This is a genomic window from Aurantimonas sp. C2-5-R2, from assembly GCF_036549495.1.
GTDB classification, from domain to species: Bacteria; Pseudomonadota; Alphaproteobacteria; order Rhizobiales; family Rhizobiaceae; genus Aurantimonas; species Aurantimonas coralicida_A.
This window is the reverse complement of sequence record NZ_JAZHLJ010000002.1, coordinates 78,093-89,780: the sequence shown is the minus strand read 5'-3', so window position 1 is coordinate 89,780 and position 11,688 is coordinate 78,093. Positions and strand designations below refer to the sequence as shown.

5 protein-coding genes are annotated in these 11,688 nt (G+C 63.9%); 3 read left to right on the top strand and 2 right to left on the bottom strand.

Features of this window, described 5'->3' with window-relative positions; all coding sequences use genetic code 11:
• Positions 1-117: 117 nt before the first annotated feature.
• The 3 genes from VQ044_RS01425 (at position 118) to VQ044_RS01415 (ending at position 3,008) form a co-directional block, all read left to right on the top strand.
• Complete coding sequence (locus tag VQ044_RS01425) at positions 118-1,128, top strand: TRAP transporter substrate-binding protein (protein WP_327646688.1); 1,011 nt, start codon at positions 118-120, stop codon at positions 1,126-1,128.
• 96 nt (positions 1,129-1,224) lie between these two features.
• Complete coding sequence (locus tag VQ044_RS01420) at positions 1,225-1,707, top strand: TRAP transporter small permease (RefSeq protein ID WP_327622261.1); 483 nt, start codon at positions 1,225-1,227, stop codon at positions 1,705-1,707.
• Positions 1,704-3,008, top strand: a complete 1,305-nt coding sequence (locus VQ044_RS01415; protein WP_327622260.1) for a TRAP transporter large permease — start codon at positions 1,704-1,706, stop codon at positions 3,006-3,008. Before VQ044_RS01420 ends, VQ044_RS01415 begins: the two co-directional genes overlap by 4 nt.
• Here VQ044_RS01415 and VQ044_RS01410 read toward each other — a convergent pair.
• Positions 3,005-4,339 carry an amidase family protein gene (locus tag VQ044_RS01410; RefSeq protein ID WP_327646687.1) on the bottom strand — a complete coding sequence of 445 codons (1,335 nt, stop codon included), beginning with the start codon at positions 4,337-4,339 and terminating at the stop codon, positions 3,005-3,007. The two genes, VQ044_RS01415 and VQ044_RS01410, sit on opposite strands and share 4 nt — an antisense overlap.
• 289 nt (positions 4,340-4,628) lie before the next feature.
• A complete protein-coding gene (locus tag VQ044_RS01405) occupies positions 4,629-11,471 on the bottom strand; it encodes a hypothetical protein (protein ID WP_327646686.1) in 6,843 nt (2,280 codons plus the stop codon).
• Between the last annotated feature and the right edge of the window lie 217 nt (positions 11,472-11,688).

The following is an 11,688-nucleotide window of genomic DNA, read 5'->3' as shown; positions in this document are numbered from 1 at the left end:
TTGAAACCCTCGGATATAGTGACCGCAAAAAAGACGATGCAGAGAAAATATTGCATTGCAACAGCAACGGCGGTGAATGGACTTATGGCCTGGCGCTGTCAAACGGGAGGGACAAAAATGAACAGCTTCAAATTGTTTGGAGGAACAGCTGTCGCGCTTGTCGTCACCATGGGCGTTGCGACCCTCGGTGCTACGGCTCCGGCTCTCGCCCAGATCAAGCTGGTCGGGGCCAGTCAGTTCGACGAGAACCATGCCTTCACCAAGACCATGCGCAAGTTCGAGGAGTTGGTGAAGGCCTGCTATACCGACGAGCCGGTCGAGTTCGAGATGCACCTGAACTCCGAATTGGGCCTGGAAAAGGATTACGTCGCCTATATGAACCAGGGCCTGTCGGTCGACTATGCCGTGGCGTCTCCCGCGCATATCTCGACCTTCTCGAACATGGCGCCATTGATGGACATGCCGTTCCTGTTTCGCGACGAGGAACACTGGAACAAGGTGCTTGAGCAGGATTTGCTAAAGCCCGTCGCCGACGACATCCTCGAAAAGGCCGACATTCGTCTCCTCGGCTATGCGGGCGGTGGCACCCGCAATGTTTTCGCCAACAAGCCGGTGACCAACATGGCGGAGCTCAAGGATTTGCCGATCCGCATGCAGGGTGCGCCGATCTGGACGAGCGTTTTCGATGCGCTGGGCGCCGCGCCCACAGTCATTGCCTATAACGAGGTCTATAACGCGATTCAGACCGGCGTGATCGACGCCGCCGAGAACGAAGCGGCCGGCGTCGAGCAGATGAAGTTCTACGAGGTCGGGCCTGATCTCGCTTTGACCAAGCATGCGATTACCATCCGTCCGCTGTTCATCTCCAACAAGACCTATCAGGGGCTGCCGGAGAAACTGCAGGGATGCATCGACGGGGCAGGCGCGGAGGCTGGCAAATTCGGGCGCGATATCGAGAGCGGCGAGGATTCCAAGAAGCTGCAGGCGATGGTCGACAAGGGCTGGATCAAGACCCACGAGTTCACCGAGCGCGACAAGATGCTGGAGGCGGCCAAACCGGTGTTGGAGGAATATGCCGCCGAACTCGGCGCGACAGACGTCCTGAAGGCCATACAGAACGTGCAGTGACGACGGATCGGTTGAGCTGCGCCGGGGCGAGCCATGGCCCGCTCCGGCGCGACTCTGCCACCACTGGTTTCGTTCGTTTCACCTCACAGGACGATCATGACCCGCGTTCTCGACGCCATCCACCTCGTGCTTAGGCTAGCGCTTGGACTGCTCATTGCCGGTCTGCTCGTCCCAGTCACGGCGCAGATCCTTTCCCGGTTCACCGGGATCGTCCCGCGCTACATCTGGACCGAGGAAATTGCGCGGTTCTGCTTCGTCTGGATGATCATGGTCGGCGCCATGTGCGCGGTGCGGGACGGCACGCATTTCGACCTGGAAGTGCTTCCGGTGTCAGCCAACGCCAAGGTCGAGGCGGCCAAACGCATTTTCGTCCAGCTCATGATCCTCGCGGTCGCCCTGATCTTCATCTGGTATGGCTGGGACTTCATGCTGTTCGGCTGGTACCAGAAGTCGGAAATCGCGGCCCTGCCGATGAACTGGATTTTCGTCGCCTGGCCTTTGACCGGCGTGGTGACGACGCTCTTCGTGATCGAAAAGATCGTCGAGGAGATCGCCGTCGCCAAAGGTACCGCGGCATGACGCCGGGCACTGTCGCGAGCATTTTGTTCGGTCTTCTGTTTCTTCTCATAATCCTGCGCGTGCCGGTCGCGTTCGCCCTGGCGCTTGCCTGCATCCCGGTTTTCTTCATCGAGCCTCGCCTGACACCGGTGCTGGTGCTGCAGGAGATGTTCCGCTCCTACAATTCCTTCGTCCTTCTGGCCGTGCCGTTCTTTCTGCTCGCCGCCAATTTGATGAACGCGGCCGGAATTACCGACAGGCTGATCCGCCTGTCCCGCGCGATGGTCGGCCACCTGCCGGGCGGGCTCGGCCACGTCAACGTGGTCGTCTCGATGTTCTTCGCCGGCATTTCCGGCAGTTCCACCGCCGACGCGGCGGGGATCGGGTCGCTGCTGATTCCGCAAATGAAGAAGGAAGGTTTCTCCCCGTCCTTCTCCGTGGCGGTCACGGCCTGTTCGTCGGTGATGGGCGTCATCATTCCCCCGTCGATCCTGATGGTCGTCTGGGGCGGCTTGATGTCGGTGTCGATCGGCGGCCTCTTCGTCGCCGGCATCCTGCCCGGCATCCTGATTGGGATGGCGATGATGGTGGCGGTGTACGTCTATGCCCGCCGGCATGGCATGCAACCGCACGGCCGCGCGACGCTTGGCGAATTCGCCAGCGCTCTGGTGGGGGCTCTGCTGGCGCTGCTGACGCCGGTCATCATCGTTGGCGGTATCGTCGGCGGTCTGTTCACGCCGACCGAAGCATCGGTCGTCGCTGCGCTCTATGCACTCGTTCTTGGCCTGATCGTCTACCGCGCGGTCGGTCCGCGCGAAGTCGCCCATGTCTTCTATGATACCGGCCGGTTTGCGGCGATCGCCCTGTTCTGCATCGGCACCGCGAGCGCCTTTGGCTGGACGCTGGCCTATTTCAGAATTCCCGCGGCCCTTGTCAGCTATGTGCAAGTCCTGGATCTTGGAATCGTCGAAATGGGTTTCGCGGTCGCGATCGCCTTCCTGATCATCGGCCTCTTCATCGACGCCATTCCGGCCATCATCATCCTCGGCACCGTGCTCTATCCGGTGACCCTCGAGGTCGGGATGCACCCGATCCACTTCGCCATGATCGGCATCATCAGCCTCGCCTTCGGTCTGGTGACGCCGCCATACGGGCTCTGTCTGCTGATCTCGTGTTCGATCGGCGGGATTCCGGTGAAGGCGGCGATGCGTGACGTGGCGTTCATCCTGCTGCCGATGCTGACCATCCTGGTGCTGGTCGTTCTTTTCCCTTCCATCACACTCTGGCTACCACGCCTCTTGATGCCGCAGTTCGTCAACTAATCCTTCGACGCGCCACGTCGGGCGAGAGGCTCGAAACATTGGGCGATCGCGAGGATATCCCAGTCCGCTCCGCCGGGGCCAAAGACCATCAGACCCGTCGGCAGCGATCCGGCGGCATGCATCGGGATCGTCGCGGCGCAACCGTCAAGACAATTGACCGTCGATGGATTGCGTAGAACCAGGGCGTTGAGCCGATCGTAATCGGCCTCCACCTCCGCGATCAGCGGCGGAACGATCGGAATCGTTGGGGCGATGAAGGCGTCGAAATCCGCCGCGAGACCGACAAAGGCGGCCTGGGCGGCGGATCGCTCCACCCGCGCGTGCTTTTCCTCGTCCGGCGCGAAGCTCGCCGCGGCCATGATCCGCTTGAGCACCCGCGGGTCGCCGACCGTCTCCAGCGCATCGAGATGATCGGCGTGGGCGCGGTGCGCTTCCGAGGCCACGATCACCCGATTGATCGCTCCCGCCTGGGCGAGGGCCGGCATGTCGACGTCGACTAGCTCGACGCCGTTGTCGGCCAGCACCTGGAGGACGGAGGCGAAGTCGGCAGCCACCTGCTCGTCGAGGCCCTCGGTGAGAACCGTGCGGACGACACCGATTCGCAAACCCTTGGTTTCCCGTCTTGGCAAGGTTGGCGGTGACTCGCCACTGAGGACGGCATGGACGCCAGCGCAGATCCGGATATCTCTGGCGAGGGGGCCGACGCTGTCGTAGGACTGCGACAGCGGAAAGGCACCGTCGAGCGGCACCTTCGCTTGGGTCGGCTTGAAGCCGGCCAGCCCGTTGAACGCGGCCGGGATGCGCACGGAACCGCCGGTGTCCGATCCAAGCGCGACATCGGCGAGGCCGAGAGCCACGCTGAGCGCGCCGCCCGACGTCGATCCGCCCGGTATTCGCGACGGGTCGTAGCTATTGCCGGGCGTGCCGAAATGCGGATTGAGCCCGACGCCGGAATAGGCGAATTCCGACATGGTGGTTCGACCGAAGGGGATGGCGCCCGCCGCTTTCAATCGTGCCACAGCGGTGGCGTCCGCTTCGGCCGGCGCTCTGTCGGCCAGATAGACGGACGCCGCCGTGGTAATCTCGCCAGCTTCATCGAAGAGGTCCTTGATCGAGATGGTCAGGCCGGCGAGGGGGCCTTGCCGCAGGGTGGGGTCGCGATCAAGCGCTTCCGCCGCACGCATCACTTTTACCGCATCGAAGCGGGTGAAGATTCTCCCGACCGCCTCATCGCTCAAGGCTTCAACCCGGCCGATCGCGGCGGCTGTTCGCTCGGCCGCTCGAAAGCTGAGACGGCCGGACAGGCGGCTTAGAGGCGAGAGGCCGGGCATGGGAATTCCTCCTGCTTGTCAGCGGCAGGCCGAGGCGCCGCCCTTATGGTTCGACAGAGCTCTGCTTGGCTCGTTTTCGGGTGAACGGTGGCCGAAGGACACGCCTTCGCCGTAGGCGGCATGCTTCACTCACCAGGATTTTGTCGGTCGTCCTCGTTACAGGACCGGGGACTCATTCGGGTCCCTGAGCCGTCGAACGTTGGAGACCTCTTCGCCAAGCTCGACCATGCCGATTTTCTCGATCAGCATGGTCGGAGCGAGGCGCTGAACGTCCGATTATCCGCCTCGATCAGCCGTCGAACCGGCCCGAAGCATGGGCCAGCATGGTGTAGACCTTGCCCGTGTCCGACGTGAGATAGGTCTTTGTGAGGTTGTTCTCAGGATCTTTCTTCGCGATATCGCCGAGCAAGCTCTCGAAGTCTGAGAGATAGCGGTCCACGGCCTTCTTGAACTCGCCGTCGCGCTGATATTTGCGACGGATTTCGTCGAAGGTCTGCTGCCCCTTCATCGTGTAGAGACGGCGGGTAAAGACGTTGCGTTCGCCGCTGCGATAGCGGTCCCACAGCTCGACCGATGCCTTGTGGTCGATGGCCCGCGCGATATCGACGGACAGTGAATTCAGCGAGTCCATCACCGAGTCTGGCGAACGGGCCGCTTGCGGCGAACGCACTGCCGGCTGCGGCTCGTCTGGATTCAACGCGGAACTTCCACCCTGCTCCTCGTCGCGCGAGGCCCGACGCAGAAGGTCCGACACCCAGCCGCCCGAACGGCCGCCAGCTTCAGGAGGGCCTGCCGTCTCGCCTGATTGTGCCGCCGGGCGCATCGGCAACGAGTGGTCGCCGCTGGGCCGAGGCTCGGTCGAGCGCATCTCGGCAGACTTTGCCGGTGTGGTTCCCGTGCGGCTTGGCGGATCAAAGTTCGAGCCGCGCAGGTCCCGCGCCAGATTTCCGTCAGTCATGAAGGACGCCGCGATCTGCTCCTCGACATCGCGTTCCTGCTCCTCCGTCAGCTCGGCATCCGGGGAGGGCTGCGTTGTCTGCGGTGCCACCCGGCGCTTTGCGCTGGCCGGTTGCGGAGCCGCCGCAGCGGACCGCGTCGGCGCCGCGCCACGAGTCGACACGTCGAAGGCGCGGCCGGATTGAGAGACGACTTCGGAAAGATCGCGCAGTGCCCGGATCTGGTCCGAGACCGCCCGCCGCATCGCCTCGGTGCTCGTGCGCGTTTCCTCCGGCAATTCGACGACACCGCGTTTGATCTCGCTTCGGGTCGCTTCGAGCTCCTGGCGAATCTCAGCGGCAGTGCGGCGCATTTCCTCGGTTGCGCCTTCGAAACGCTGGCTCGCGTCCTCGATCACCGACTGGACCGCATCGCGCATGGCCTCGGCCGTGGCACGCGATCGCTGTTCCGCTCCCTGCATCTTGCGATCAGCCTCGCCGAGGGTTTCCCCGACCTCGGAAGAGAGCCGCGTCGAGATCAGACGGGAGCGCTGTTCGGTCCGATCGAACAGGCCGTCCATGACCCCCTCGAAGGAACGCATCAGCTCGCCGATTTCCTCGGAGCGCTTTACCAGCCCGGCTGAGAGCTCTTCGATGCCGCCATGTCCACCCTCCAGGGTGGAGCGCAGCGTGGCCTCGCTGGTATCGATGAGTTGCACGGCCTCTGCGAGGACGGCTCCGTGCTCCTGAAACCGGTCGGCGATGCTGGCGACCTTGGAGAAGGCGGTCATCGACAGCTTGTCGAGACGCTCGACATTGCTTTCCAGAAGGCGCGAGGACAGCGAGATCGAATTGGAGGCCTGCTCGGCGCCCTGCGTGAAGCGCGTCCCGCTCTCCTGCAAAGTCGCGTCGATTGCACCGAGATTGCTCGCGGTTTCCTCGACGAGCCCGCGCAGCGAACCACTCGTCTGCGACAGGCGGCCGATCAGGGATCCAACCTCGTGCTGCAGCTGATCGCGCATATCCGCAACGAGGCCGACTGCGGTTGACGTCTTCTCGTCCAATGCGCCGAGAATCTCGTTGGAGGACTGATTGAGACTATCGATCGTTTCGCTGGCCCGCCGGCCGAGCGCGGCGACGAGAGCTGCGTTCTCCGCCCGGAGGCGCTCGGAGGCATCCCTGGTACTATGTTCGAGCAATTGGGCGAACTCGGACCCGTTCTCGCCGAGGCGATCGAACATCGGCCGGGCCTCTTCGTCGAGAATACGCGAGATATCCGCCGTGCGCGCGCTCAACAGTGTGGTCAGATCGCGGGTCTTGGCATCGAGTTCCTCGCCCATCATCCGGGCGCGGGCCGCGATCGCCTGCTCGGACTGACTCATCCTGTTCGACAGGTCTTCGCCGACCGTTCCAGCGCTTTCCAGGAGTTGCTCGCGGGCGCGCTCGGTCTCGACCCGGATCGCGCTCGAAATCGAGGCGAGGTGGTCGGCGAGCTCGCGGCTCCGAACCATCATTTCCTCGCGCGCGCCGTCGGCGTCGCGAAGCAGGCTCTGCGAGGCGTCCGTAACGTCGCCGCGCAGTTGCGAGGCAACCTCCATGACGCCGTCACGCATCGACTGCGATGCGTTGGCGAGCTCGCTGCGGATAAGCTCCGTTGCCCCGGAGAGTTCGCTGCTGAGCGTGTTCGAGCTCAACATTTCGGACAAGCGCTCCGAAACGCCGGCAAGTTCCTCCGTAAAGCGCTGCGAACGCTCCTCAAGGGTTCCCGCCACGCGGTCGGTTTCCGTGCGCAACTGGTACGAGGTGCCGGACAGTCGGCGTGCAAAGCCTTCCGTGTTTTCGCGCAGCGCGACTTCCGCCACTTCGGTCATTTCACGCATCTTCGCCGAGGCATTTTCGACCTGGCTCGCGATCTCACCGGCATCGGCAACAAATCGCTCGCGGCTTTCGTCGCCCGCCGAGCGAATCCGCTCGCTGGCCGCGCCGATCTGGGCCGCGAAGCTCTCGGTGTTGCGGGCCAGCTGGCTCTCAACGGACGTGGTGATCCCGGCGAGGCTGTCGACGAGGGCCAGACGCTGTCCGGCGAGTTCCTCGCGCACGCCCTGTCCCTCTTCGCGCAGGCGACTCGACAGATCGGCCATGGTCCTGGCAAGTTCATCCGCTTCGGTGGCGAACCGCGTGCGCGATTGCTCGGACAGCGAACGGATCACTTCCGCCGCGCCGCCGATGTTTTCGGCAATCCGGCCGCCTTCACCGACGAGGGTGGCGCTGGCCTCGGCCGAGCGGCTCGCCAGATCATCGGCCAGGGCGCCGAGACGCTCGGCAAGACGATCGGCTTCACCGGCGATCTTGACGCGGGCCTCTTCTCCGGACGCCAGGAACAAGCGATCGATGCCGGAGACACTTGCGGAAATCTTGTTGCCTTCGGCTTCGAGGCTCTCGCGGGCGCGGCCCGTTTCCTCGCTCAACGCGGTGGTGGCCGCCGTCACCGTTTGACGGAGCGATTCCGCGATCATCGCAGCGCGATTGTTCAACGTACGCTCGACATTGCCGAGGCCCCGCTCGAGCGCGGCGGAGATCGCGTCGGTCCGCTCGTCCAGCGCGCCGGTGAGGGTGGTCGAGCCGGTTTCCAACGCCGATACGAGATCGTTGCGCCGAAGCTCCAAGGACGACGAGACGTCACCGACACTTTGCTCGATGGCGCGGCGGACGTCATCGGCACGGTCGCCGAGTGTTGCGGCTGCGGAGCGCGCGGCTTCCTCGACGATCGCGGCGAGGCTATCGCGACGCTCTTCAAGCACCGAAGCGAGGCGTAGATCGGCATCGAACAGCGCGTCGCTGATACCTTTGACGCGATCCTCGATTGCCGCGGCGATCGACGCGCGGCCGGAATCGAATTCCTCGCCGATCCGAGCCGTGCGCTCGTCGAGACCGGCAAGGAGTGATCCCTGCGAGCCGTCGACAACGGCGTGAATCGCCGCCATGCGCTCGTCGAGACCATCGACCAGAATGGTGCGCGCCTCCTCGACAATGCCGCGTAGCGCGGCCGTGCGGGCATCCAGCCCTTCGCCGACGCGCATCACCCGATCGCCGATCTCGTCGGCGATGATGCGGGTACGCCCGTCCAGATCACCGATCAACGTCTCGCGACCTTCGGCCATGACGGAGCGAATGGTCTCGAAGCGGCCATCGAGTTCGTCACGCAGAGAGGTCGCGACCCCATCCGCCGCGTTTTGTAGCTGTGCGGTCCGTTCGTCGAGACCCTCGACCACGAGGGACAAGGCGCTCTCGATCGCCGCGAGCTGGGACCCGGCGCTGACAGCGATCCGATTTCCAAAGTCCTCGGTCCGCTCGTCCATCTCGCCGCGCAGGCGCTCGGTGTTTCTGTCGACGTCTCCAACGATCGCAAGGCGCGAATCCTCGATGACGGTTCGCAGCGACTGGACGCGCTCGGAGAGCTCGTCGGCGACATGGCGCACGGCGTCGTCGAAGCCGCCGGAAATTCCGGCAATTCGTTCGTCGAGCGCGGCCAGAAGGGCGCTGTGGCTTTCTTGCGAAGCCGACCGCAACAGGCTCGTTCGTTCGTCGAGCGTCGTGCGAATGGCTTGTTGACGCTCGTCGAGAAGGTTGGCCAACGCGCTCGTCCGTTCGTCGATACCCTTGGCCAAGGCACCCTCACTCGCGCCGATGAGGTCTTCCATGCGAGCAACGGTTTCCTCGATGGCGGTAGTCAGGCTGGAACCACGCTCTTCGAGGTTGCCGAGCAGACTCTGCTGCGCGAAAGCGAAGGATGCGTCGAGATTCTCGCCGTGAGAGGCAATGGTCTCTTCGAGCGCGCTTGCCCGGCCATCGAACGCCGTACGCACTCCTTCCGCCCCGCGTTCGATCGAGGCCTCGATCTCGGCGCGGCGTTGTTCGAGCAAGGTCTCGAGGCGCTCCGCCGTCCGCTCCAGGGCAGCGTCCATCTCGTCGGCCCGCTGCGCAATATTGTCGACGCGGCTGTCACTGGCCAGATCGAAGGCCAACAAGCGATCGTCGATGGTGCCGGCGAGCTTGCCCGTCCGTTCTTCCATCAGACCGTCGAAGCCCGCAACACGCTCGTCAAAGAGGGCGCGCAATTCGCTCGTGCGGGCCTCGAGCGCCATCTGCGTCAGCGCTACCGCATCGCTGGCTTTCATCGAAAGATCCGAATGGCCGGACTGGAAGGCCTCGACGATCTCCTGTGTCCGCTCGGAAAGGACGCCCGCGAAGTCCTTGGTGCGCGTCTCCAGAGCCGCCGTGATGCGATCGGTCGAACGCTCGATCGCATCGGCCCGCTGTTCGATGTTGGTGACCAGCAAGCCGCCGCGGTCGGCCAATGTGCGATCGATCGACGCAATCCGTTCGTCGAGATCGCCGATGGTCCGGCTGTTGGCGTCGGCGAGAATCTGGGTGGCGCGCTCGGTGCGCTCGACGAGGCTGGTGTCGAGGACCTCCAGGAAGCGTCCGGATTCTTCCTCCAGTTTCCGGCTGCGCGAGTCGACGCTCTCGGTGAGACTGGTGAGGAACAAACCGTTCTTTTCGCCGATTTCGCGCATCCGCTCCTCGAACGCGCCATCCAGGCTGGCCAGGAAGGTTTCGCCGTCCATCGCGATGCCGATGGCACGGTCGTCCAGAACGCTGGTGAGATCGGTGAGGAATTTCTCGCTGTTCGCCGCGAGCGTCTCGCCACGTGATTTCAGCAGGCCGGAGGCCGCGTCGCCTGATGCGACAAGGCGGCTCTGGATGTCATGGCCCACGGAATCGAGCTGCTCGAGCAGTTCCACCGACCGGTTCTTGATCTCGGCCGTCCGATTTTCCAGGAGGCGCCCGACCTCGTCGCCGGTCGCGCTCAGCCGTTCGCTCGCCGCGTCGCCCGCCCCAGTGAGCCGGGCCATCAGGCTCTCGCTGTTGGCGGCAATGGTTTCACTGGCGAGGCGGCTGCGCTCCTCGAACATGGCTATGAAATTCTCGCTACGCTTCACATGGTCGCGGGCAAATGCCTCGCCGCGCTCGTCGAGCAGACTGGTGAAACGCTGGGATGCCTCCTCGATCCGCTGCAGGATGTGTTCGGACGTCTGATCGACATCCTCCACGAGCCGCTGATGCGAACCGACGACGGAGGAGCGGAGGTGCTCGGCGTGCGACAGCATCGCCTCACGCTCTGTTCCCAGATCCTGGACGAGCGTGCGAATCTTGCCTTCGTTGTCGGCATACGCCCGCTCGAGGGCACCGACCTCGGTGCTGATGATGTTTTCCAGATCGGAGGTGCGCGACAGTGCGCGCTCGACGCCCTCTCCGAGAGCGGCCACCTCGCGACGAACCGCCTGGCCGACGCTCATCACCCGTTCCGTCGCGATCGTTTCGGGCTCGGCGAGACGCAGCGCCACTTCGGCGAGCGAACGGCTTGTCAGGCGCAAATCGGCGGCACGACGGATCATCACGGCGAAGGCGAAGATCAACAGGACCGGAACGAGGGCGACGGCCGTCAGCAGGAGCAGGTCACGCTGCCGCGCCGGACTGACCAGGCCGCTGGAAAGCGTGGCGACATCGATGCCATAAAGACCCGATGCCATGAAGCCGACAAAGCCGATCCAGGCGATCGATACGGCAAGTGCGATCCATATCGGAGCGCTGGAGGCCCGCCGGTCGAGCAGCGCTTGCGCCATGACGGTCGTGCGTCTTTGCTCGTCGTTGGCGGCGGACTGGGCGTAGGCGCGCGGCGGTTCCGCGCTCCGAGGCGCCGACGGTCCCACCGTCGCGGGCTCGCCAGCCTGTTGAGGACGCGTGGAAGTGCCGCTATCGCGGGACGGTCTCGCAGTCGAATCCGGCGCGATATTTGACGGCCGAGCTGCTTTCTCGCTGGGAGCCGCACTTATCGGAGCTTTCGCACGGCCACCGCCGACCAGGTCGGAAACCGAAGCGCGTCTTGCTCCGCCAGAGGGGGCGGCGTTTTCTTCCGTACGCAGGCGGCCTGCCGTTTCATTGATCTGCCGCTCGAAATCGTCGAGCGAAAATTCGACCTTCGTCGCATCGGCGGATGCGCTTTCCTCGAGATGACCTGACGCCTCCTTCAGATCGTCCGTATTGCCCGGTTCCTCGAAATCGACCCGAAGCGCCTCTTCGATTTCGTTGACCGCGTCGTCAGTGAGCGGGTCGAAGGATTTGGTCTTGGACATCGCTGTCGCGCCTCAATACTCGTTACTATGAACCCGTCACGCCGACGGTCGCCGCGGCGGAGCAAGAGAGTAGCGCCCCCAACCGATGCGGCATGCGCAGATGCCTGGTCGACCGGAGGCGGCTGACAGGCAGTTTCGCATGCTTCATGCTAGTTAGCGACGTCGTTGAAAGAAACCGTAAAACGGGCCGATAGGTACAAGTTTAAACATAAGGTTA

Excerpts from the sequence above, each read along its gene's own strand:
- VQ044_RS01425 (WP_327646688.1), top strand. The coding sequence starts at position 118 with ATGAACAGCTTCAAATTGTTTGGAGGAACAGCTGTCGCGCTTGTCGTC.
- VQ044_RS01420 (WP_327622261.1), top strand. The coding sequence starts at position 1,225 with ATGACCCGCGTTCTCGACGCCATCCACCTCGTGCTTAGGCTAGCGCTT.
- VQ044_RS01415 (WP_327622260.1), top strand. The coding sequence starts at position 1,704 with ATGACGCCGGGCACTGTCGCGAGCATTTTGTTCGGTCTTCTGTTTCTT.
- VQ044_RS01410 (WP_327646687.1), bottom strand. The coding sequence starts at position 4,339 with ATGCCCGGCCTCTCGCCTCTAAGCCGCCTGTCCGGCCGTCTCAGCTTT.
- VQ044_RS01405 (WP_327646686.1), bottom strand. The coding sequence starts at position 11,471 with ATGTCCAAGACCAAATCCTTCGACCCGCTCACTGACGACGCGGTCAAC.